Source organism: Lacipirellula parvula, assembly GCF_009177095.1.
Lineage (GTDB): Bacteria > Planctomycetota > Planctomycetia > Pirellulales > Lacipirellulaceae > Lacipirellula > Lacipirellula parvula.
The window spans coordinates 2,918,280-2,941,496 of sequence record NZ_AP021861.1 but is presented as its reverse complement, the minus strand read 5'-3'; the positions used below and the strand labels follow the sequence as shown (position 1 = coordinate 2,941,496).

The following is a 23,217-nucleotide window of genomic DNA, read 5'->3' as shown; positions in this document are numbered from 1 at the left end:
GCACTAGGCCGCTTCCGCCAAAGACTTCTCAATGTGCTCGAACGTCTCCGCATCCACAGTCCGCCGATTCGCCACCCGATGCGGCTCAACCTCTGCCGGAAGCTGCGGCCGCGCGTGCGCCGGCCACAGCGTCTCCGCCGTACGCCCGAGCAGCGCCCGCGGATCGCGGCAAAACTCCTCGTACGGCACGCGCCAAAACCGCTCCGCCCCCACAAGTTGCTCCTGCTTCTCCGCGAGCGCGCGATGGAACCGCACCTGCTCTACCACGCTCGCGATCGGGTCGTCCGCAATCTCACCGGCCTCGCCAGTGAGTCCGTACGGAGCCCGCGGATCGCCGGTGATCATCGCCCGCGCTTGTAGCAGCGACTGGGCATGCCACACTGGCTCTCGCTCAATGCAAATGAACCGCGCCTGCGGCAACGCTTCCGCCACCGTCGCCGCCGCCGCATTGAGCCGATTGCACTTGGCAACGAGCGGCCGCTCGGTGAGTCCCCGCCAAGCAACGAAGAACTCGCGCATTTCGCGGCCCGCCTCGTCGGTCAGCTGCGGTTCGGGATCAAGCCGATCGTGTCCCAACCAGCGGTCCCACAAGTAGAGCGCATCGTTGAGCCCCGACAGCCGCGTCGTGCGGCCGTAGAAGCTGCGGTACTCCCGCACCGGCTCGCCAAGAAAGCGCCCGAACAACCGGGTCGCCGCAATCGGCGCGCTCGGGAAGAGCGACGTCAGGTTCGTGAAATGGCTAACCGGCAGGTGCTTCACCAGCGTTTGGTGAACGAGCGTCGTCCCCACGCGCGGCGCCCCGCAAATAAACAGCAGCGGCCCCGTTTCGCCGGCGACGGCGCCCTGACCGTTCGACTCGAGCAGCGACAGCAGCAGATCTAACGGCGAGAACGCCACCCCCAGCGCCGCGAACGACATCGCTGCGAACGCGGCCGGATCGCGCGTTTGCAGCAGCCGACCAGCCAACCGCCATGGTTGGCGAAAGTGTCCCGGCACGTAACGTCGGAGGATGCGGCTCACGACTCTCTGCAGCTTTCAGGTCTAGACGGTGGCGGGGATTCGAGGCGACGACGCTTCGCGTTCCTCGCGAACTCCCAGCCGCCGGCGAATCGCCGCGGCATGCTGCTCCATCGTGATGATCTCATAACTGGCGGCGAGTTGATCGATCGCCCGCTCGGCAATGGCGAGCTTCCGCGCCGCTGGTAGCCCCATCGCCGGGAAGAACGACAGCTCGCTCACATCGTCGCAGCCAAGGAAGTCGAGCGGATGCAACAAGATCGACGGCTCGACCCGCATGACACGGCAGAGCGTGAGCGCCAGCCGAAAGTAAAACGCCGCGAGCGCCGGCGAATACTGCCCGAGGTAGAGCAGGTAACTCACATGGATCGGCAGCTTGAAGATCGGCATCGTCGTCACGGGGATCTCGATCAGCGGCCGCGAGAACTCCCGCCAAACATATGGCTTGAGTGAGCGAAACCCTTCCGAGAATTTGCCGAACAACTGCTTACGGTCGGCCATCTCCTCACGCGAGAGACTGCTGGTGAAGAAGTAGTAGAGTCGCGCGATCGGCCCAAGGAACGTCGGGAAGGTCGAGGCGTCGTAGTCGTAGTCGCGGCGAGCGAGTTCGGCGAGCACGTCGGGCGAAAAACTAAAACCGGGGCCGCGGAAGCCGGTCGGCCGCGCGCCGGTCGCCGCGGCGATCGCCTCCTCGGCGGCGCCAAGTTCCTCGGCAATCTGCTCCGGCGAGTAGAGGTGGAGCCACGGCTCATGATGGAACGAGTGATTACCGACTTCATGCCCGGCGTCGGCGATCGACTGCAGCGCCGCGCGATTTTGCTCGAGCGCGGCGTCTTGCCCGACGACGAAGAAGGTGATCTTCAAGTTGCGGCGATCAAGCAACTTGAGCACGCGCGGCACGACAATGTCGAGGTAGCTGGGAAACGCCTCCCACCCCGCATCGCCATGGGTCTTCATGTAAGACCACTGGTTATCAAGATCGAGCGACAAGCTCGCGAGTGGTTTTTCTTTGCTCATCGGGAGCCCTCGCATTGCAGCGGCTCAGGCGTGTGGCCGGCGTCCGCCGACGCGTGGGCATGCGATTGTTTGTGGGAGGCGTCTCCGACGCCGAGTTCGACTTCACTCCACGCGCGGGTCGGCTCGCTTACCGGCTTCGAGGTCGGAGACCCCTCCCACAGAACTTCTGTCGACGGTAGCAGCACATCGCGGAGAGCCGTCTCGGCGAGCGTGACGACCTCGTTGACGTTGAGCGTTCCCTTGACGATGTGCGTCGAGTTGACCGCGAACACGCCCGGCAAGGCCGTTTGCAGCGGCGGGAGCTGCGTCGAGTATTCGAGCGTCGGCAACGCCATCACGTGGCGGGCCCGCGAGATGCGAAACGCCGCCACGTCGTCGCGGGTGAAGCCGGGGTACATCCGCTCCAGCCCCGCGAGAAAACGCTCTTCAATCTCGGCGTCACCAAGCGTCCAGATTTCGTCATCGGCGGCCGCATATCGCGGCAGGTAGGCGAGCGAGTGACCGCCAAGTTCCGCCGGATCGACGAGGGTCGTCATCTCGATCACCGCGGTGAACGGCAGCCCCTCGTCGGTAATGTTCGTTACGTAGTAGCTGGCGAGCGGCCGCTTCAGCAGCACCGACGCGCAAACGATGCCGAGGTACTCGATCGCTTCATGCCGCTCGCGTTCATCGGCGCCGAGCTGCGGGCAAAGCTTCGCGATGATCGGCGACGGCGCCGTGAGGACGACTCGATCGAACTGCTGCTCGCCTGCATTCGAATGGACGGTCACCGTGCCATCGTCTTCCACGGCGACGCGCGAGACCGCGGCGTTCGTTTGCAACGTCACGCCGGCCGCCGACAGCGACTCGGCAAACCGCTGCAAGATCGTCGCGTAGCCGCCGGAGACATAGCCGAACATTTCCTTCTTGAGGCCGCTCTGGCGGGCGGCGTACATCCGCGCGATCGTCGCCCAGATGAACGACGCCGACGTGCGGCGATAGCACTCGCCGAGCTTTGCCTTGAGCAGCGGCAACCAAATCTTGTTGAACGTGCGGCTGCCGGACCAACGTCGCAGCCAGTTGGCTACGTGGATCCGCTCGAGCGCTTGCCAATCCTTGCGGCGGGAAGCCATGAAGATCGTCGCGCCAAGTCGCAGCTTGTCGATCAGCCCGAGCGGCGGGAAGCGAAGGAACTCGATGGTGTTCGACATCGAGTAAAGCTGCCCGTCGGTGTAAAAACCGGTGCGGGTTTCGACCCACCGCATGTCGGCTTCGAGGTCGAGCTCTTTCAACAGCCCGCGGAGCCGCAGGTCGGAGAGGAGCGTCACGTGATAGTGACGATCCCAGGTCGCATCGCCGATTTGCCAGGCGCCGGCGAGACCGCCAATCTCCGAGCCCGCTTCGAGCAGCGTCACCTGCTGGCCCGCTTGCTGCAAGCGGTGCGCAAGCGTTAGCCCCAGCATGCCGCCGCCGACGACCGCCCAGCGCAAACTCGGTGATTCAACGACCTGCGTCATGCGTTCACCGCCGCGGGTTGAGGGGCGAGTTCGTTGACGACCCCGGCCTCAATGCGATAGAGCGATTCGCATTTCTGGCACGTCACGTCCGCGTCGAGCGGCGTTTCCCCGGCTTGCCAACGAGCGATCGGATGCCCGCAACGGCAAACGGCACCGACAGAGCGGGCCGGATTGCCGACGACCAAATGAAAATCGGGAACGCTGCGCGTGACGACGCTTCCCATGCCGACCATCGCGAACCGGCCGATTCGCAGGTTGCTGCCGATCGTGCAACCGGCGCCAATCGTCGCGCCGGCGTCGACGAGCGTCTCGCGCGTCTCTTCGTCTGGATCGGATGAGCGAAGCTGCGAGAGGTCGGGCGTCGTTGCCCGCGGGAAGACGTCGTTGGTAAAAATCGTCCCCGCGGAAATCATCACGCCGTCTTCGATCGTCACGCCGTAGCAGATGTAGACCATTGCGTTGATCTTCACCCGATGGCCGATGCGAACTTCGTAGGCGATGTGGGTCTTCTCGCCCACGATGCACTCTTCGCCGAGCTGGGTATCGCGACGAATGTGGACGTTATCCCACACGCTCGTCCCGCGACCAAGCTGCACGCCAGCCTCGATGATGGCGGTGGGGTGAATGCGAACGTCTGGAGCAGTGGCCATGATCGGCTCAGTTAAATCGGGTTGTAATGCAGAAGACTAACCGCCAAGGACGCCAAGGTTCGCCAAGTAAATACAAAATCAATTCTGGAACCGCTGATGAACGCAGATAAACGCTGATGAAGAACTATCTGCGTTCATCGGCGTCTATCGGCGGTTCCATGTTCTTGTATCTGTTCCCGCATTTCCTTGGCGTACCTTGGCGTCCTTGGCGGTTCAATTCAAATCGTCAACGCGCTACGCCAGTTCAGCGGTCGGTTCCGTGATTGGCTCCCAAGCGCCGCGCGCCAGCGAACGGTACGCAGCTTCGATCACCTGCACCGACGCCAGCGCATCCTCGGGCGTGACGACGAGCGATTCTTCGCCGCGGACGACGCCGGCGAAGTTTTCGATCTGCCCGCGGAACGCCGCGAACTTGTCGTAACCGGCGCCGAAGACCGTCCACTCGGCGTCGCCGGCGCGGCGGAACTTCGATTCCCGCCAACCGACGAGGATCGTCCCTTCGCTACCGTAGACGGCGATGAAGTAGGGCAGCTCCTTGCTAACGCTCCACGACAAGTCGATGCTGCCGAGGACGCCCTTGCGGCTGCGGATAAACATCTTCGCCGTATCTTCGACCGGCAGCAGTTGGATGCGATTCCCTTCCATCGCCTGCACCTCGGCAAGTTCGCCGAGGCAGAAGCGGGCGACGTCGACCGAGTGGGTACCGTTGTCGATCAGCACGCCGCCGCCGGCGATCTCGGGGTTCGAGTTCCAGCGAGTGCTCATGTCGACGCGGCCGGTGAAGACATTCTCGAACAGCACCACCTCGCCGATCGTGCCGTTGGCGATCAGCTCCTTCGCCTTTTGCACATCGGCGACGTAGCGGAACTTCGACGCCATCGTGAAATGCAGACCGCGGGCCTCGGCGGCGGCGATCATCGCTTCCGCATCGACGCTCGAAATGGCGAGCGGCTTTTCGCACAGCACGTGAATGCCGCGCTCCAGCAACGCACAGCAAATTTCGCGATGCGTCGACGGCGGCGTGCAGACGAGGACCGCGTCGAGTTCGACGGCGTCGGCCATCGACTCGGCGTCGGTAAACGCCTGACACTGAGCGGCGTCGGCCATTTTCTCGGCCGCTTCACGGCGCGAGTCGGCCACCGCGACCAATTTGGCCGCGGTGGTTTGCGTGAAGGCCTGGGCGTACGCCTGCGCGATGGCGCCGGCGCCGACCAAGCCGAATCGGACTGGTTCTTGGGAGTTGCTCATGGATGTTAGCCCTTGAAGAGTTGAGTCGCGGCGTCGCGAATCGAGTCGATGACGTAATTGACGTGCTGATCGGTGTACTTCTCGTTCAGCGGCAAGACCAAGACCGAAGCGAGCGCTTCGTAGGTGCCCGGGAACTTGTCGCGGCTGTAGTCGACCGCTTCCGGCCGAGCCAGCGTGAAGGGGAATCGGCTGTTGCCAAACGTCCGCTGATCGCGGATCACCTGGCATTCGAACGCCGGCTTCTGGATGTAACGCGGTGCGCACAGGATGTCGCGTTCGCGGAGCCCCTTCGCCAGACCGTCGATACCTCCTTCGAACTTGTCGCCGTCAACGCGGAGACAGTACTTCCAGTAAGTGTGCTTCGCGTTGGCGTCGACCGCCGGCGTGCTAAGACCGGGTAGATCCGACAAGCCAGCGGTAAGCTGCGCCGCCATCCGCGTGCGGCGTTCGACGAAGTCGCCAAGCTTTTGCATCTGGGCAACCGCGACGGCGCCAGTCAGCTCGTTCATGCGGTAGTTGAGTGCCAGGAAGTAGTGGTCCGGCTTCGCATCGCCGTACCCCCAGGCCTTGTTGATGAACAAGTACATGCGCCGGGCCAGGTCGGGATCGTTCGAGGTGACGATGCCACCCTCGCCAGTGGTGATGTGCTTGCCTTGTTGGAGGCTGAAGCAGCCGATGTCGCCCCAGGCGCCGACTTTCACGCCGTCGAGTTCAGCTCCGAAGGCCTGCGCACAGTCTTCGATCACCGGAATGTTGCGGCTGCGGGCGAGTTCCATGATCTCGCCCATCCGCGCCGGATTGCCGAAGAGGTGAGTGACCATGATCGCTTTGGTCTTCGGGCTGATCGCCTTCTCGATCGTTTCGGCGGTGAGGTTGTAGGTAAGCGGATCGACGTCGGCGAAGACGGGGATCGCCGACTGGTAGAGAATCGGCGTGAGGGCGCCCATGTCGGTGATCGCGGTGGTGATCACTTCGTCGCCCGGCTCGGGATCGATCGCGGCGAGCGCCGTGTGGAGCGCCGCGGTGCCGTGCGAGCAGGCGTAGGCCGATTCGACGCCCATGTAGGCGGCGAACTCTTCTTCGAGTCGCTTGACGAACTTGCCTTTGGTGCTCGTCAGCGTGCCGCTTTCGATCGCTTCGGCGAGCGCGACCATTTCGTCGTCGCCGAGCTCGCGACCGGTCGCGTCTTGATCGGAGGGGAGTTGAATCTTTTCGAGAGGAGCTTTCAGGTCGGTGGCCACGAATCTGGTTCCTGGTGTCAAAAGAGGTGAATCAGAGATGCAAATTGAACAGAAACCGTCAGGCAAGCTGGACGGCTGGGGTTTCTTCGGTGGTGTGACTATCGGACGTTGTAGTTTCTCGGAGTTGATGGAGCGTCTGATCTGCATGCTTCGCGACGCCCATCGGAGCGTTCTCGGCCGAGCCGAAGCGGGCGGCAACGACCTTTCCGATCAGCCGGAGGTGCCCCAGCGACGCGCGGACGACCCGCATCTTCGAATGCCCGGCGACGCGCGACCGCAGCATGGCGGGATGCTCGACAACGACGCCGCCCTGGTGCAGTACTTGGCAGAGCAACTCGGCGACGCCGACAAAGCCGGGGTTCTCGAGCTGCAGGTTGACGACGGCCGAGCGACGATAGACGCGGAAGCAACTCGTGTAGCACGAAAGCTTGTGACGGCAGGCCAAACCATACAGTTGCGAGGCGAGTCGCGAGAGCCGTAGCCGCCAGAGCGGGACGTTCTCGACTCCGCCGGCTCGGTGGTACGGCGAGGCGGTGACGAGATCGACCCTGTCGGCGAGCAGCGGCAGCAACTCGCCCATGAGGAGCGGATCGTACGAACCGTCGCAATCCATCGAGACGACGAACTCGTGCGACGCCGCAGCGATGCCGGTGCCGATCGCGGCGCCGATGCCGCGATTGACGCCATGCTCGATGAGCCGGTAGTTCGGCCGGCCGGCGATCGCAGCGTTCAACAGCGCGACCGTCTCATCGCGGCTACCGTCGTCGACCAGCACGAACTCGAACGCATAGCGATCACCCAACTGCGCTTCGACGCCAGCGAGCGACGCCATAAGGCTGGCCACGCACTCGCGCTCGTTGAACATCGGCACGACGACGCTCACGGGCGTCAACGTCGAACTCGAATGCTGGTTTAGTGAGGACTGCATTGAATCTGAAAACTTCGGAGGCGAGTGCGGTCGCTAGGGTGAAAAGGTTAGCCGTAAAGGACGCTGTTCTCGGGCGGATCGAGCGACTCGCGATCAAACCGCCGTAGCCCGAGCTTCTGAGCGACGAGCAACGTGACGTACGCCGGATTGAGCAGCACATAGCGACGCCACAAGCGACGCGGTTCTTGCACGAGCCGGAAGAGCCACTCAAGCCCCCACCGCTGCATCAGCGGCGGGGCCTGCGGCAACAGGCCGCTGTGAAAGTTGAACGCGGCGCCGACGGCGAGCGTTGGCATCGAGACCGCCTCGCGGGCTTCGAACGCAAAGACTTCCTGCCGCGGACAGCCAAGCCCGACGAACAAGATGCGAGCGCCGCTGTCGCGGACCTCGCTCATTAGTTCGTCCCACTCGGCAGCGTCGAGCTTGCGGAACTTGGACGACCGCATGCCGGCGATCTGCAGCGCGGGGTGACGTTCGAGCAAGCTCTGCGAGAGCGTCGCCAGCAGCGTTTCGTCGCCGCCAAACAAGAAGATCGGTAGTTCTGCCTCCGCCGCGGCGCCGCAAACTTCTAGCATCAACCGCGGGCCGTAGACGCGTTCGTTGAGCCCTGCGCGATGGAGCAGATTGAGCCCCCACCGCACCGGCTGCCCGTCGGGGCAGACGAGGTCGAGCTTGTTGAGGCGATAGCGATGCTCAGCGTCGAGCACGCCAGTCATGACGCCATGCACGGCGAGCGCCGACACCGCCAGCGGCCGCCGCTCGCGCGCCGCCGTGATAATGCGGTTCACCGCGCCGTCGTAGTCGACGGCGTCGATTCCCACGCCGAGCAAATTGTGCTTCCCGCGATCGATCATGCGACGGCCGCCTCCGTCCAGCGTTCGACGTTGGCGTCGTAGATTTCTTGCAAGATCTCGGCGACGTCGTACTCCAACCGCCACCCGGCGTAGTCGGCCTTGAACCGCTGCAACCCGCTGATCCACCACTGGTGATCGCCGGCGCGGTTCTCTTCGGCGTAGGTCCACTGGGCCTCGCGGCCGGAGATTTGTTCGCAGAGGCCGATCGCTTCGAGCATCGAGCAGTTGCTCTCGCGACCGCCGCCGATGTTGTAGACCGCGCCGCTGCGAGGATTCGCGTGGAACGCTTCGAACGCGCGGATGAGGTCGAGGCTGTGGATGTTGTCGCGCACTTGCTTGCCGCCGTAGCCGAACACCGTGTAGGCCCGGCCGGTGACGATGCACTTCATCAGGTACGCGAGAAACCCATGAAGCTGCGTGCCGGAATGGCTCGGCCCGGTGAGGCATCCGCCGCGGAAACAGACAGTCTTCATGCCGAAGTAACGGCCATACTCCTGCACGAGCATGTCAGCCGCGACCTTCGAGGCGCCGAAGAGGCTGTGCATCGATTGGTCGATTGAAAAATCTTCGCCGATGCCGTCGGCGTACTGGTGCGTCGGATCGATTTCCCAGCGGGTCGCCTGCTCGATGAGCGGCAAGCGATTCGGGGCGTCGCCGTAGACCTTGTTCGTCGAGGTGAAGATAAACGTCGCGTCGGGGCAGTTGCTTCGCACGGCTTCGAGCAGGTTCAGCGTGCCGTTGGCGTTCACCGAAAAATCGGTCTTCGGCTCGCGTGCGGCCCAATCATGCGAGGGCTGCGCGGCGGTGTGGATCACCAGCTCGATCGCGTTGCCGTAACGAGCGAAGAGCGCTTCAATCGCTTCATCGTCGCGGATGTCGAGCGACGCATGCTCGTAGCGCTGGCCGAGGTCGGCTTGTAGGCGGTCGCGGTTCCAAAGCGTCGAGGCTTCGTCGCCGAAGAAGCGACGGCGCATGTCGTTGTCGACGCCGACGACTTCCATGCCCTTCTCGGCAAAATAACGGGCGGCTTCCGAGCCGATCAGTCCGGCCGAGCCGGTAACAATGGCGATGCTCATAGCGGTGTCTTCAGGTGCAATTCAAACGGTGCGGTGTCAGTGAGACTTACTTCGTACGGTTATCCAACAGCCATTGGATGTTTCAGCGGTTCGATGGCCTGGGGCTGCATTTCACTCAACTCATTCGGTTGCGATGCTTTCGCGGCGTGCGACGACGCCCCGCAGCGCTCACGAGCACTGGTCAGGGCGATTTCGTAGATTTCGAGCAAGCGGCGGTAGTTGTGCGCGGGGGTAAATTGCTGCTCGTACGCCTGTCGCGCGCGACGTCGAATCGCTTGCTGCTCGTCGGCAGGCCGCAACGTGAGTTCGGCAACCCGCTGGGCCAAGTCGGCCGCATGGCCCGGATTGAATAACGAGCCGGCGACGCCCTCTTCGACCAGTTCGGCCATCGCTCCAAGTCGCGACGCCACGACCGGCGTCCCGGTGGCGTAAGCCTCGGCAATCGTGCGGCCAAACGTTTCGTACCACAGTGACGGCATCACGAGTAGGTTCGCCGCGCCGATAACGCGTTGGGCTTCAGCGTTCGAGAGCTCGCCGCGAATCGTGATGCGAGCATCGCGGCTAGCGGCCGCTTCAACGGCGGCGCGCAGCGGGCCGTCGCCGACGATCACCAGCGGCGGCAACTCTCGGTTCGCTTCCCAAGCGGCGAGCACCGTCCCGACGCCCTTCTCCGGCGAGAGCCGACCGACGAACACGGCATACCCGCCGCTCCCATCGCCGACGCCGGGGTCGGGTGACACCGAGTTGTATTTCACATGGACGCGATCAGCCGGCAGTCCCGCATCGACGAACTTCTGCCGCGCGAAGTGCGTGAGCGTGAAGAAGGCGTCGACGCGATTCCGCCAGACGCCGACCGTGCGGTGATAAACTTGCATCGCCGCCACGACGGCGCTCGCGGCGGCGCTGTCGCGGTAGCAACGGTGCTGAATGGCAGGCAGCGGAACGGCCTTGCCAACGCACGCTTCGCACGGCTGGCCGTCGCGCATCAGGTATGAGTTCGCACACAGGAGGCGGTAGTTCCGCAGCGCCTGCACTACGGCCACGCCGGCGCGATGAGCGACATCGCAGACTGACGGCGAGATCAGCGGGAAGGTGTTCGTCGCATGCAGCACGTCGGGCCGATGGCGTTCGATGATTGCGGCGACCTCGCGGCCCGCTTGGCGATTCCAGAGCGTCGTCGCCGCCGCGGCGAGCTTGCCGCGGCCGACAAGTTCCTCATTGCGGCGGACATACTCGATCACTTCATGCCCGTTCGCTTGCAGCAACTCGCGTTCTTCCTCGAACGAACGATCTTCGCCGCCGCGTTGCGTGTAGTAGCTATGGCAGAGGAGGACTCTCATGCGGTCTCCTCCAGCGCGGCTTCCGCGACGCCGATGCCGCCGAAGGCATGCGGCCGTAGCTCGCCGAGACCTTGTTCTTTCAACTGGCGCCGCGCCTCGACGAGGTACCACCACAGTCCGAGCCCCGCCTTGAACACCGCGCCCGCCAACGTTGCATACGCGGCGCCGGTGATGCCCCACGAATGGACGAACGACACGCCGAGCGTAAGGTTAATCACAATCCCAGCGAGGTGGGCATAAAACACCTGCTCCGGCCGGTGCAGCACAAACAGAGCCCGCGCCGCAGGCAACGACGCCCCGGCGAAGACTTGCGCCAACGTGAGCACGATAAGCGCGTGCTGCGTTCCCTGATAATCGGCGCCGTAAATCGCCGGCACGATCCAGGCGCTCGTCGCGACGATGATCGCAAAGTAGACGGCCATCACGCCGCTCAGCCAGCCGGTCGCTTGCCACATTAGTCCATCGGCGCCAGCGGGGCCGCGCTCTTTCAGCTCGCGTGCGAACTGCGGCAGCAAAATGTTGCTGAGCGCCACATGCAGCGGCGTCGGCAGCGCGGCGACGATCGCACAGGCGCCAAACAGCCCCGCGGTCGCATCGTTCGCCACGATCGCCAGCAGCCAGGGGAACATCTGCGTCCGCACGATCTCGCCGATTTGCGTCGCCACGCTCCAGCTGCCGAGGCTCCAATTCTGCCGGAAGGCCGCCGCTGCGGGGGCGTTGCGGAACTGAATCAACCGCCGGTTCATCACGAACCAGAATCCGCCGACAATGGCACTCGACGCCCCCATCGCGGCAAAGCACGACGCGGCGTTCAGGTTGCCGTTCCAGTGGAGGGCCGCCATCATCGCGAGTTGGAGCAAGCTCACGCTGCCGCTGATGGCAACCGCCGCCATGGGGTTGAGCTCGGCGTAAACGACGCGCCGCGCGAACTCCCGCAGCAGAATAAAGGGCGCCGCCGCGCCGAGCGCCGCCGACACACACGCCATTTGCGGCTTTTCCATCGCAAACAATGCGATGGCGCCCGCAGCAAACGCCGCGGAGGTCGCCATGCTCAGCAGCAACGTGTGCGTCAACACACCGCCGAGGTATCCGCGACGAGCTTGGGCGTCGGCATGGTTCGCCGAATAGACGGTGTAGGGCGCCGTGATCAACGACTCTTGCACCGCAATCGCGATGAACAGCAGTGGGAAGAAGATGCTGAACAAGCCAAGTTCGGCCGGCCCGCCGCAGCGTCCCAGCAGAATCGTCACCGCAAACGTCGTCGCTCCCAGCAGCGCACGCTCGACGATCGCCGTGCCGGCGAGCGAAGCGGTTGCAAGATTGAAGCGAGGAAGTCTCATCAAGTCGTTAACAAGTTTCTTCGAAGCGGAAAGGCGAGTTGCTGGCGCCAGCGGCTCGCATTGAAACGGCCGCTGCAGGTCTACGGGTTAGGTCACCTTCATCGGCCGGCGGACATTCCGCCGCAGCCGCATCCGGCCGCCGGTGAGGCTCTCCAAGCCGAACAGTAGGTAAGGCGCCAACCAGTAGGCCGTCTTCGGCCGCGGCGCGTGGGTTCGCACGAACGCCCACCACTGCCGCGGAGGGCGGTACCCCTTCGGGCCGAGCATCCGCCGCCACCGCTGCCGCAGCGGCAGCTTGGCGTCGAACGACGAATTGGCGATCGGGTTCAACTTGCACTCGCCGAGATGCCCCGGCGCCAACAGCACCGGGATCCCATGCTGGCGGGCGCGGATGCCGTAGTCGCCGTCGGCGAAGAAGTGGGTGTAGGCCACGTCGAGGGCGCCGATCCGCTCCTCGGCAACGCGCGGGATGAGCACGATGTTGCCGTTGATGCTGTCGCACATTTGCGGCTGGTCGGTCGGTTCCATCACGCGAACGTCGTACCAACCACGACGTTCCATGCCGCCGGTGCAGGTCTTCCCTTCGTCGGGATCGCACGTGGCGCCAACGGCGATCGTGGCCGGATCGCCCGACGCGGCTTGCACTTCAATCAACTTCCGAATGGCGCCGGGACGCAACTTCACGTCGTCGTTCAGCCAGAGGTAGAAGGCCGAGGGGCGCGCTGCTTCCCACGCCATCATCGTGCCGCCGACCCAGTACTGGTTGCCGTCGCCTTGCAGCACCGTCACGCCGGGGAACTCGCTGCGCACCGCGTCGCCGGTGCCGTCGGAGCTGCCGTCGTCGGTGAGCGCCACCCGGAGCGTAAAGCCGGCCGGTAGTTCCTGCTCGTAGAGCGCCCGCAAGCAGCGCAAAGTCGTCTCGCGACGGTTGAAGCAGGTGAGCAGCACGGCAACGTCTTGCGTTGCGGCAGCGGTCGACAAAGTGGAAATCTCTGACACGCTTCGAGCTCTTTCGCTAGTTGCTAAGTTGATCGCCACGATGGGCGCTAATGATCGACGCAGGGTTCATTCCCAGCGGCCACGTCTGGTGGGCCCCGTCATTGCCGAATGAATGGCTCGGTTGCAGAGCGCCGAGCGCACCGCTCAGCACTGGTCGACGAATCGCGACCGCGGCCATCATCATCAGCACGAAGTATGCGCCGATGCCGGCGCCGGGAAACTTTGATTCCGTCACGGCATGGATCAGCGAAAACGCCAGCAAGCAGACGACGAACAGCTCCGCCGCCCACTCCGTGCGTTCAAACCGCCACGCCGCCACGGCCGCCGTCGCGACCACCCACGCCACATACAGCACGGCGCCGATCACGCCGACGGCTAACATCAAGTCGAGATACCCGTTGTGCGCGTGCGGAATATGCCAGGCGAAAATCGCCGAGTACTTCAGTACGTTCCGCTCGCCCCAGAAGCCGCCGTAACCATGACCGACGATCGGTTCCTTGACGGCCGACTTCCAAAGTTCATTCCACAGCGGCAACCGTCCGGTAAGCGAGCTGACGTTCTCGCGGCGCCCCATCGAGGCAACGTCCATCGAGCGGTCGATATCCGAGACTGAAATGAAGTTCGAGGCGATGCCCGCCAGGCAAAGGAGCGCGATGCCTCCGCACAGCACCAGCCAGCGGTGGAGACCTTTGGCGCTGAGCACGGCGGCAATCGCCGCGGCCACAATGAGCGCGAGCAGCGTCGTCCGCGACTTCGTCAGGGCGAGGCCGACCAACCCGCCAGCGATGATCAGCCGGCGCAGCCAGATGTGATCTCGCTTGAGCCAGGTTGCCCCGGCTGCGGCAAGCGTCAGTAGCGCACACTGCACGGCTTGATCGTTCGGATGGCACGTACCGCAGAAGCGGTAGTCGCTCCGCCACGGCCGGAACATGCCGAGGGCGAGTTCTGCGAGTAAGCCGACGCCCACCAGCCCGCCGAGCGCGAGCATGGTGATCGCGAGCAAATCGTCGAGATCGAACCGCGTCGCCGCGCCGTAGGCTCCGACGAGCATTAGCGCGAGAATCGCGAGCTTGCGAACGGTTTGAGCCGAATCGGCCGACCACGCGAGGCTCAGCACGCACCAGCCGACGTAGGCTGCGCAGAAGAACATGAGCGGGTGGCGCCAATTGATCCCTGCCGACGACGAAGTCGCCCAGCAGACGAACCCCATCCCGCCGAGCAGGAAGAAGCCGACCGCGGAGCTGGTCGTCGTCACGCCTTGTTGCGCGGCGAAGCGGTTCTCGACGCGATTCGCATCGAGCGTACTTTGCTCGAACAACGTCCGGCTTTGCCCCAACGAGTGCCCGACGACCCAAAACGACAGCACGATCGTCGCCGCCGCCGCGAGGCGGGCGTTCCACGCGGCAGGCCGCGTCGACGATGGGTAGTGCCAGTCTGGTGTCATCAACTGCCTATCGGCTCGCGAGCCTTAGGTCTCTGTGGGGGAAAATGTTACGGACTAACGAGGGTTGGCGGGAACGTACTCGTGCCGTTCGGCGCGAACTCCGTTGACCTGAGCCGCCGGCGATTCGCCCTGCTGTCGCTGCAACTTGTCGGTCCGGAGCTTCTCGCAGCCCAGCACCAGCGCGGTCGTTCCGGTGGCGGCGAACATCAGCGACAGCGCCCCGACCATCAGCTTCGACGGGCTGACCGGCTTCTCCGACAGCGTCGGCGCCTGGGCCTGGTTGACGTTCGAAATCGACTGGGCGTCGAGCGCTTCATCCATCCGCGTCTGCTCCAGCGCTTCGGCGTAGAGGAAGAAGTTGGTCTTCGCGAGCGTGCGATCGCGCTCCAGCTGATCGAGTTCGACCTCGAACTCATTCAGTTGCTTGAGATCGCCGACGGCTTGCTCGCGCTGAGAATTGAGCTCGGTCATCTCAGCCTCGAGGCCAGCGAGTTGGCTCTCGGCTTGGGCCAAGTCGAGCGTCAGCGTCCGGTGATTCTCGTTGAGGCTGTCGACCGTCTCTTCGCGTTCGGCGACCTCGCCCTTGAGCATCTCCTGAGCCTCTTTCATCTGGGCGCGGGCCGAGGTGACCAACGGATGATCGGCGCTGTACTTCGACTCGAGATCGAGCAGCTTCACCTGCACTGTGTAAAGTTGCGACCGCAACGCATCGGTGCCGGTGTTCGGCATCTTGCGGGTCGAGGTGTGGAGCCGCTCGGGCATCGCGTCGGTATGAGCCTGCAACGACTTGATGCGGGCCTCGGCCGCGGCAATCTGCTGGATCGCCGAGTTCCGCCGCAGCTCGATCGTGCTGAGGTGCGTCTCGAGCGTCGAGCGACGAGCTTCGATCGAGGCGACGCCCATTTTGTTCTTCGCGTCGCGCAGCTTTCCTTCCGACTGCTTCAGCGAGGCCTCAAGAGACGCCCGTTGTTCTTCGAAGAACGGCTTCGACCCGGTCGTGCGGTGGAGCCGCACATGCTCCGTGCGGAACGCATCGACCACAGAAGTCATTACCTGCTGCGCCAACTGCGGCGTTTCGGCGTCGTAAGTGAGCACAATCACCGTCGAGTCGAACTCGGCGTCGACTTCCAGGTTCCGCATGATCTGGATGATCGCTTCCTCGCGGGGCGAGATCGGGTCGATGCTCTTGATGGCGCCGACCACGTAATGCAACGGGGCCATCACCGTGTCGGCGACTTGGTTCGGTTCGCTGCCGCTGCCAGCGCCGCTGCCGCCCCAGCCGAGCACGACTTCGGGCGTGAGCTGATCGACCGCCTTCTCGACGATCGCGCGGCTCTTCATCACTTCGATCGCCGTAGCGATTTCGTTGTCGCGGCCGCTTTGCTGATAGGCGATTGTCTTACCAGTCGTGGCCGTCGGGTCGAGCCGGACGCTTTCGCGACCAACTTGCAGGAAGAGCCTCGCTTCGGAGCGGTACGTCCGCGGCGCGTACAGCAGCACCAGCGTAGCCAACGCCATGATCGAGGCGACGCAAAAAATCGCCTTCTTCTTGTGGCGATAGAACGTGCGGAGCAGTTCCATCGGACCGAAGAAGTTGGTCGCGGTGCGGTCGGAAGAATGGTTCATCATGAAAAGGTCTCGACTAACTGAAGTTCACGAACAAGCGGTTCGGGAAGCGCCGCCTCGGCGCTCGTCGCGACGGCCCATCGCTGGGCCTGGGTGTAAATTTCTTGCGTCACGTTCCACTGGCGTTCCCACGTAAAGTCGCGGGCCCGTTCGATGGCGTGGGCGCTAAGTTCGGCAAGCAGTTGGCGATCGTTCGCGAGTCGCGAGATCGCCCAACGAAAACCTTCGATCGCCGTCGTCGGCGAATCGGCGACAACCGGAATCGCACAGTTGCCGGTCATCACGTCGGCCGCGCCTTGGTGATCGAGTCCGACAATGACGGCGCCGGCCGCGAGCGCTTCGAGCAAACCCGTGCCCGAGGTATCGCGCAGGCTCGTGAAGGCGAAGACGTCGGCCCACTGATAGTGGGGAAGCTGGCCGTCGTAGTCGGGCCAACCGATCCAGTGGATGTTCGCCGCGACGCCGAGTTGCTCGGCCAGCCCCCGCCAACGCGTCTCGCATGGGCCCTGCCCCATCACGCGGACCTCATAGCGGACATCGGCGGGGAGCGCCGCCAAGCCTTTCAGCAACAGCGAAAGGCCCTTCCAAGCCTGGAGGCGGCCCGACCACAGAATGCGTAACGGCTGCGTGCCATCGGCGCTCCGCGGCTGAACATCGGCGATCGGTTCCACGCCGGTTTCCAACTGCACGAGCGGTTTTACGTGGAGCGCCTGCGCCAAGTCGGCGGCAACCGCTTGATTCGCGGCGAGCACGCACTTCGCATGCTTAGCGGCCCGGCGAACTCGGCGATCAAAGCGAATCTGAATGGCGTCGACCCTCGCGCGAATCCGCTCGCGCAGGGCGTCGAGCGTCGAAAGTTCGCCAAGAAAGGCGCTCGGCAGCGGTTGCGTGCCGCCGACCGGGCCCCAAACGAAGGGCGCGTCGAGCTGCCACATCTCGCTCGGTTCGCGGTAGCCGCAGAAGCTCACATGATGGACCAGGGCGAAGCGCTGCTTGAGGTGGAGGGCTTGCGCGCGTCGTAGGGCGCGGCGGTGCCACATCCGGTAGCCGAGATAGTAGAGTCCCGGCGTCCGCATCAACCGCCGTTCAAGCCCGTTGAGCGGCAGAAGTTCCAATCGCACGCCGCGCGACGAGGCCGATGCCTCCGACTTGCGGCCATCCCAATCCATCGGCGCCCGGGCGCACAGCACCGTCACATCGTACCCTTGCGCAGCCTGCTCGGCCCGCTGCCACGACAGCCGCGATTCCATCGAATACAGGCGGTCGTAGTGGTAAGCCGTGATCAACAGCCCCCGCCGCGGCGCCAATTCTGGAGTCGATGAGTTCATACGCGTGGTGACAGAGGAGTGACGAGATCGCTACCGCATGCCGCGGTGAAAGAGGAGCGCTGGAACCGTCATGACAATCAACTTGACGTCCTGCCAGGCACTCCGTTTGCGGGCGTACTGGAGGTCCATCCGCACCCACTCGTCGAAGCTCACAGCGCCGCGTCCGGAGACTTGCCAGGTGCAGGTCATGCCGGGGTTCACCGACAACCGCCGGCGGTGCCATGTATCGCAGGCCTGCGATTCGGCCACGGGGAGCGGCCGCGGGCCGACGAGCGACATCTCGCCGCGGAGGACGTTCCAGAACTGCGGCAGTTCGTCGATGCTGGTCCACCGCAACAGCCGGCCAAGCCGCGTGGTGCGGGGATCTTTGCGCATCTTGAACGCCGGGCCATCTTGCTGACTCAGCTCCAGGAGCTGTTCCTTGAGATCGTCGGCGCCTTGGTGCATCGTGCGGAGCTTCCACATCGGGAAGGTCCGTCCGCCGAGGCCTTCGCGTTTCTGTACGAAAAAGGCGGGGCCGGGCGAAGTCGCTTTGATGGCCGCTGCCGCGGTGAGAATCACCGGGCTGGCCAGCGTGAGTCCGACGATGGCACCGAGGACGTCGATCGCCCGCTTCCAGGGTGGCGTGCTCTTCGCGAAGAAGAACTCGCTGTCGGTCGGCTCGGCCGCTTCGCCCTCGCTGGCAAGTTCGGTGGGCGCTTCGCTGGCTTCTTCTTCGAGTTCGGAGTCATCATCGCGGAGCTTGCGATGGGGCGGGTAAACAAGGACGTCGCACTCGGGCCGCGCGGGGCCGGGCGGGTAGACCTCGCTGAGGTCGGTGGCGACTTTCCAAGCGCCTTCGCTCGGCGTATCGGGGAGGAGAACCGCGATGCGGCCGTCGCTCAGTTCGCCCGGCGTGTCGGTCAGGCGGAGTCGCCCCTCCAGCAGGCGAGCCATGAACGTCACGTCGGTCGTCGCCGCATGCCCGCGCGGCAGGCGAATGAGCAGCAACGACAAGACCGAACCATTCCGGTCGACGCGCATTCGCTCGCAATCCGCGGCGAAGCGGAACTCTTCGTCATTGAGTAGGAAGCTCGGCGCGGGCGCGCTTCGCCGAGCAAGCACGCGGGCATGGAGCCGGCGCACAGCGGTGTCCTGTGGCATTTGGTGTCGACTATCCTGCTGCGGTGCTAATTCAAAGTTGCAGAATCATCCTGACAGCCGGACGCCGCGCGACGTGAGCGCGCGGAATCAAACTGAACGGCTCCTCCCTCGACCCTGGAGGAGACGCTGCCATCCTGACGGCGGCCTCGACGATCGCCCACGGCGTTGGGAACCAACGCGCAGACTTTCCTCGAAATCGCCTATTACTAATCAAAAAAAGCGATGCATTCTCGCGAGGTTCATGACGCGACTCAGAACCAAGCGTTCATCGATGGGGCGGGCGTGCGCGTGCGGGCGGGTATCCATGCTCAATGTGACGTGTGCGGCGTCGGCGACTCACTCTGTTCCGGACGCGCATCGCCCCGGAACCTCGCCACGTGCTGCCGCGGGGGCAACACGCACGGTGTCGATTATAATGAGGGAAGTTATCGAGTCGAACGAAAAGCCGGGACTTTTCCCGCATCCAGGGCCTGCGGGGAGCCGCGGTGGGCCGTTACGATCGGACCTAAGCCCCGTCTTCATTCATTTCGCCAGCCGCAATCTCCCATGCTGAAACGAGTTGCAAACATCGCCGACGCACCGGAATCGCCCCCGGCAGACGGCGATTTGGCGGCCGGGGGGACTTACCTTTTCGACAGGATTGGTCGGCTGGTGGCGGCCGATCCCACGGCCGCGTCGTGGGCGGCCACGATTCGCCCAAACGGCCCGCGAGGAGTCGCCTCGTTAAAGGACCTGGTGGGAGAGCCGCGGGCCGAGCTGATTTTGGAGGAGTTGCTCTCCCAACAGTCGGCCGATCGGATCGTGACCGCGCTTGTGGGTCCCGTGGGCGATGAGCCGCCTCGCGAGGTCGAACTCCGCCGCTTGGAGAGCGCCGACGGCCCGCTGTTGCTGGCGATCGTCCGGCCGGCGCCGACTAGCGAACCGGGGCGTTGCGATCCGCTTACGGGGCTTGCCGATCGCACGGCAGTCGAAACCTGGATCGCCGCGCGGCGGCGGGAGGCGAGCAGGGCGGTCGCGCCGTTTGCGTTGCTCTTTCTCGATCTCAATGAGTTCAAGCAAGTCAACGACCAGCATGGGCATGCCGTGGGCGACGAGGTTCTCGCCACACTCGCCGAGCGTTGGTCCGCCGCGATTCGCGACGGCGACCTACTCACGCGATACGGCGGCGATGAGTTCGTGCTGCTGCTCAGCGGCATTCGCACCCGCGGCGAGGCGGCGCCGATCGTCGAGCGGTTACGCAAAGCGACGAGCGCGCCGATCGAAGCTGGAGGCGTTGCGGTGCAACTCTCGGTCACCATCGGCGTGGCCTTGAGCGAACGCGATGGCAACGAACAGGCACGGCTGATCGCCGCCGCCGACGCGGACATGTACGCGCAGAAGGCGAAAGCGCCGCAGCATCATCGGCCGAAATAGGGTAAGTTAAGCGGCGATCGCTCCCCTGCCCTGCCGCACCTATCTCTACCGCCACTCCGCCACAGCCCGCCATGGATGCCGCGCCTTTGGTTGAACTCACCGACGTCGGAAAGACGTTTCCCAACGGCGCCGTCGCGCTCGCGGGAGCTAGTCTCTCGATCCGCCGCGGCGAATTCGTCAGCCTGCTCGGTCCTTCAGGTTGCGGCAAGAGCACGGCGCTACGGTTGATTGCCAACCTCACCGCGCCGACGAGCGGCCGCGTGACGCGCGCGTGGGATGTCGCGCCGCAGCCGACCGCCGGGCGCGATTGCCGCGTCGCTTGGTCGCATCCCGTCGGCTGCGTCTTCCAAGAGCCGACGCTGCTGCCGTGGAGTTCGGTCTGGAACAACGTCTACTTGCCGCTGCGGTTGCGCGGCGTCGGCCGGGCGGCGGCGAAGTCGCGGGTGGAGGAAGCGATCAAGCTCGTCGGCCTGCAAGGATTCGAGCAGGCTTATCCCCGCGAACTCTCGGGCGGCATGAAGATGCGAGCCTCGGTCGCGCGAGCGCTCGTCACCGAGCCGCAGCTCCTCTTGCTCGACGAACCGTTTGCCGCGCTCGACGAGATCACGCGGTTCCGCCTCAACGACGATCTCCACCACCTCTGGCGACAACGGCAGTGGGGCGCCTTGTTCATTACCCATAGCGTGTTTGAATCGGTTTACCTCTCGAATCGCGTGCTGGTGATGTCGTCGCGGCCGGGACGCATCGTCGAAGAGATCGTCGTCGATCTGCCAGAGGAGCGCACGGCCGAGTTGCGGACGAGCGTCCGCTACAACGAGCTCTGCCGACAAGCGTCGCAGGCGCTTGAGCGAGCAATGTCGGGCGGCGCGAGCGCAGGGAGGTCGGCATGAGCGATCGACTCGCGTTTCGCATTGCTGCTCCAGTGCTACTCGGCATGATCTTGCTCGTGGCCTGGGAAGCCTGGGTACGGTACGCGGAAGTGCCGCGATACTTGCTACCGGCGCCAAGCGACGTGGCCTCGACGATCGCGGCCCAATGGTCGCAGCTCGCGCCGGCGTGGTGGGTGACGCTGAAGACAATGCTCGTCGCGCTCGCCGCGGCGGTCTTGCTCGGCGTGGCGGCGGCCGCGTTGTTCGCTTCGTCGCGTCTCATCGAAACCAGCCTTTATCCCTACGCAGTGATCTTGCAAGTGACGCCGCTCGTGGCAGTGGCGCCGTTCATTGTGATTTGGGTCGGTTGGGAGCGGATCTGGCTGACGCAACTCGTGTGTGCGTGGATCGTCGCGTTCTTCCCGATCTTGGCGAACACGACCGTTGGCTTGCGAAGCGCCGATAGCGGCTTGCGCGATTTGTTCGCGCTCTACGGCGCGTCTCCTTGGCAGCGGTTGCGGTTGTTGCTCGCGCCCTCGGCGCTTCCTTATTTTCTGGCCGGACTGAAAGTCTCGGCGAACCTCGCCCTCGTCGGCGCGGTGGTGGCGGAGTTCGTCATTGGGTCGCAAGTCGAGAATCCGGGGTTGGCGTCGACAATCTTTACGAGTCAACTCAATACCAACACGCCGCTGATGTTCGCAGCCCTCGCGCTCATTTCGCTCACGGGGATCGTCACTTTCTTTGCGATGGAGTGGGTGAGTTGGTTGCTGTTGCGGCGCTGGCATGCGAGTGCGGTGGGGAGTGGGTGATCGGGGATCGGGGATCCGTGATCGGTGGGTGGAAGTAGAGTAGGAGTCCTCAATATGAAGCGTGCGTTTCTCCTCCTTATCTGTCTGCTCGGCATCGCGGCTAGTTCGCATGCAGCCGACAAGGTGACGCTGGCCACTAATTGGCTCGCGCAGCCGGAGTTGGGCGGTTTCTATCAGGCGCTGGCCGATGGCACCTACGCACGGCATGGCCTCGACGTGACGATCAAGCCAGGCGGCCCGTTGATCAACAATCGGCCGCTGCTCGCGTTCGGGAAGGTCGACTTCCTCATCGGGACGAATCTCATTCAGCCTTTCGACGCACTGAAGCAACAAATTCCGACGCGGGTGGTCGCGGCGTTCTTCCAAAAAGATCCGCAGTGTATGCTCGCGCACGCCGACGGGCCGTGGAAGACTTGGGACGATCTGAAGCAGGCGCCGGTGCTGATGGGCAACTCTGGGCGGCAGACGTTTTTCTTGTGGATGCACGACGCCTATGGATTCCCCCGGGCCAACCTGCGGCCCTACAACCACAGCCTCGCGCCGTTTTTGAACGACAAGCAAATGGCAATGCAGGGCTTTGCGACCGCCGAGCCTGAACGGATTCGCCTCGCCGGCGGCAAGGAACCGCGGGTCTTCTTGCTGGCCGACCATGGTTGGAACAGCTACTCGACGGTGCTCGAAACGCGCGACGATCTCATCGCGAAGAATCCTGCCCTTGTGCAAAGGTTCGTCGACGCGTCGATCGTCGGCTGGAATACCTATCTCGACGCCGAAGATACCGACGCGGCCGACGCGCTCATCAAGAAGGACAACCCGTCGATGAGCGACGACCTCATCAACTTCTCGCGGCGGAAGATGGGCGAGTTGGAACTCCTGCGCGGCGGCGACGCCCGGAAGCAAGGAATCGGGGCGATCGACGCGGAACGGGTGAAGTCGTTCTACGCGAAAATGGTGGCGGCGGGGATGTACGAGGAGATGACGATCGATCCGACGCGGGCCGTGACGACGGAGTTTGTGAATAAGGGCGTCGGGGTGAAGTGAGTCGTGTCGCATCTGTCGTATGTGTCGCTTTTGCTGTTTTAGGCGACATCCAAACTCTTTGGCTCGCGGTTGCGGCGTTGTTGTGTGGAGTAAGTTGCTTCTGCGTTGGCGGTTGCGGTACGCGGCGGCGGCGTAAGCTTATGTCGCTTGATGTCGCCTTGTGTCGTGTGATGTCGTGTCGCATGTGTCGTGTTGTTGTGTTTTAGGCGACACCAACTTCGTTTGTGGGTAGCGGGTGGCCCCGGTTGCCGCCCCAAGCGGCTACCGGGTCGGCGCAGCCGCAAGAGGCAACTACGACTGGCTGATCCACCCAAGCAATTCACTCGATGCAAAGCCTC

At 64.1% G+C, this 23,217-nt stretch carries 20 protein-coding genes; 4 read left to right on the top strand and 16 right to left on the bottom strand.

Annotated features, from left to right (window positions below; translation table 11 throughout):
• Window positions 1-3 precede the first annotated feature (3 nt).
• The 16 genes from PLANPX_RS11555 to PLANPX_RS11480 all read right to left on the bottom strand — a co-directional run bounded on the left by PLANPX_RS11555 (window position 4) and on the right by PLANPX_RS11480 (window position 18,747).
• Window positions 4-1,020 (bottom strand): sulfotransferase, encoded by a 1,017-nt coding sequence (locus tag PLANPX_RS11555; RefSeq protein WP_152098883.1) that lies wholly within the window; start codon window positions 1,018-1,020, stop codon window positions 4-6.
• Between the two features lie 21 nt (window positions 1,021-1,041).
• Window positions 1,042-2,034, bottom strand: a complete 993-nt coding sequence (locus PLANPX_RS11550) for a polysaccharide deacetylase family protein (protein ID WP_152098882.1) — start codon at window positions 2,032-2,034, stop codon at window positions 1,042-1,044.
• On the bottom strand, window positions 2,031-3,530 hold the full coding sequence (locus PLANPX_RS11545; RefSeq protein WP_152098881.1) for an NAD(P)/FAD-dependent oxidoreductase: 1,500 nt from the start codon (window positions 3,528-3,530) through the stop codon (window positions 2,031-2,033). Before PLANPX_RS11545 ends, PLANPX_RS11550 begins: the two co-directional genes overlap by 4 nt.
• Window positions 3,527-4,180: an acyltransferase gene (locus PLANPX_RS11540; RefSeq protein ID WP_152098880.1), complete on the bottom strand. Its 654-nt coding sequence runs from the start codon at window positions 4,178-4,180 to the stop codon at window positions 3,527-3,529. Before PLANPX_RS11540 ends, PLANPX_RS11545 begins: the two co-directional genes overlap by 4 nt.
• 234 nt (window positions 4,181-4,414) lie before the next feature.
• A complete protein-coding gene (locus PLANPX_RS11535) occupies window positions 4,415-5,428 on the bottom strand; it encodes a Gfo/Idh/MocA family protein (protein WP_152098879.1) in 1,014 nt (337 codons plus the stop codon).
• Between the two features lie 5 nt (window positions 5,429-5,433).
• On the bottom strand, window positions 5,434-6,669 hold the full coding sequence (locus PLANPX_RS11530) for a DegT/DnrJ/EryC1/StrS family aminotransferase (protein ID WP_232536379.1): 1,236 nt from the start codon (window positions 6,667-6,669) through the stop codon (window positions 5,434-5,436).
• Window positions 6,670-6,727: 58 nt separating this feature from the next.
• Entirely contained in the window at window positions 6,728-7,597 is an 870-nt protein-coding gene (locus PLANPX_RS11525) for a glycosyltransferase family 2 protein (RefSeq protein WP_152098878.1), read from the bottom strand.
• Window positions 7,598-7,644: 47 nt separating this feature from the next.
• Window positions 7,645-8,451 (bottom strand): WecB/TagA/CpsF family glycosyltransferase, encoded by an 807-nt coding sequence (locus tag PLANPX_RS11520; RefSeq protein ID WP_152098877.1) that lies wholly within the window; start codon window positions 8,449-8,451, stop codon window positions 7,645-7,647.
• Window positions 8,448-9,527 (bottom strand): NAD-dependent epimerase/dehydratase family protein, encoded by a 1,080-nt coding sequence (locus tag PLANPX_RS11515; RefSeq protein ID WP_152098876.1) that lies wholly within the window; start codon window positions 9,525-9,527, stop codon window positions 8,448-8,450. The genes PLANPX_RS11520 and PLANPX_RS11515 overlap by 4 nt, the downstream gene beginning before the upstream one ends.
• A gap of 59 nt (window positions 9,528-9,586) precedes the next feature.
• Window positions 9,587-10,867, bottom strand: a complete 1,281-nt coding sequence (locus PLANPX_RS11510) for a glycosyltransferase (RefSeq protein ID WP_152098875.1) — start codon at window positions 10,865-10,867, stop codon at window positions 9,587-9,589.
• Complete coding sequence (locus tag PLANPX_RS11505) at window positions 10,864-12,207, bottom strand: lipopolysaccharide biosynthesis protein (protein ID WP_152098874.1); 1,344 nt, start codon at window positions 12,205-12,207, stop codon at window positions 10,864-10,866. Before PLANPX_RS11505 ends, PLANPX_RS11510 begins: the two co-directional genes overlap by 4 nt.
• Before the next feature lie 87 nt (window positions 12,208-12,294).
• Complete coding sequence (locus PLANPX_RS11500; RefSeq protein WP_172991999.1) at window positions 12,295-13,206, bottom strand: glycosyltransferase family 2 protein; 912 nt, start codon at window positions 13,204-13,206, stop codon at window positions 12,295-12,297.
• A gap of 16 nt (window positions 13,207-13,222) precedes the next feature.
• On the bottom strand, window positions 13,223-14,650 hold the full coding sequence (locus tag PLANPX_RS11495) for an O-antigen ligase family protein (protein WP_152098872.1): 1,428 nt from the start codon (window positions 14,648-14,650) through the stop codon (window positions 13,223-13,225).
• 54 nt (window positions 14,651-14,704) lie between these two features.
• Window positions 14,705-16,279 carry a GumC family protein gene (locus tag PLANPX_RS11490; RefSeq protein ID WP_152098871.1) on the bottom strand — a complete coding sequence of 525 codons (1,575 nt, stop codon included), beginning with the start codon at window positions 16,277-16,279 and terminating at the stop codon, window positions 14,705-14,707.
• Window positions 16,276-17,604 carry a glycosyltransferase family 4 protein gene (locus PLANPX_RS11485; RefSeq protein WP_152098870.1) on the bottom strand — a complete coding sequence of 443 codons (1,329 nt, stop codon included), beginning with the start codon at window positions 17,602-17,604 and terminating at the stop codon, window positions 16,276-16,278. The genes PLANPX_RS11490 and PLANPX_RS11485 overlap by 4 nt, the downstream gene beginning before the upstream one ends.
• A 30-nt stretch (window positions 17,605-17,634) precedes the next feature.
• The gene (locus PLANPX_RS11480) at window positions 17,635-18,747 is read right to left on the bottom strand and encodes a sugar transferase (protein WP_152098869.1); all 1,113 of its coding nucleotides are present in this window, start codon (window positions 18,745-18,747) and stop codon (window positions 17,635-17,637) included.
• Between the two features lie 546 nt (window positions 18,748-19,293).
• Between PLANPX_RS11480 and PLANPX_RS11475 the strand changes: the two genes are divergently transcribed.
• The 4 genes from PLANPX_RS11475 (at window position 19,294) to PLANPX_RS11460 (ending at window position 22,879) form a co-directional block, all read left to right on the top strand.
• On the top strand, window positions 19,294-20,160 hold the full coding sequence (locus PLANPX_RS11475) for a GGDEF domain-containing protein (RefSeq protein ID WP_172991998.1): 867 nt from the start codon (window positions 19,294-19,296) through the stop codon (window positions 20,158-20,160).
• 71 nt (window positions 20,161-20,231) lie between these two features.
• Window positions 20,232-21,050, top strand: a complete 819-nt coding sequence (locus tag PLANPX_RS11470; RefSeq protein WP_152098867.1) for an ABC transporter ATP-binding protein — start codon at window positions 20,232-20,234, stop codon at window positions 21,048-21,050.
• Window positions 21,047-21,838, top strand: coding sequence for an ABC transporter permease (locus PLANPX_RS11465; RefSeq protein ID WP_152098866.1), 792 nt, complete (start codon window positions 21,047-21,049; stop codon window positions 21,836-21,838). The genes PLANPX_RS11470 and PLANPX_RS11465 overlap by 4 nt, the downstream gene beginning before the upstream one ends.
• Window positions 21,839-21,892: 54 nt before the next feature.
• Window positions 21,893-22,879, top strand: coding sequence for an ABC transporter substrate-binding protein (locus tag PLANPX_RS11460; RefSeq protein ID WP_152098865.1), 987 nt, complete (start codon window positions 21,893-21,895; stop codon window positions 22,877-22,879).
• Window positions 22,880-23,217 lie beyond the last annotated feature (338 nt).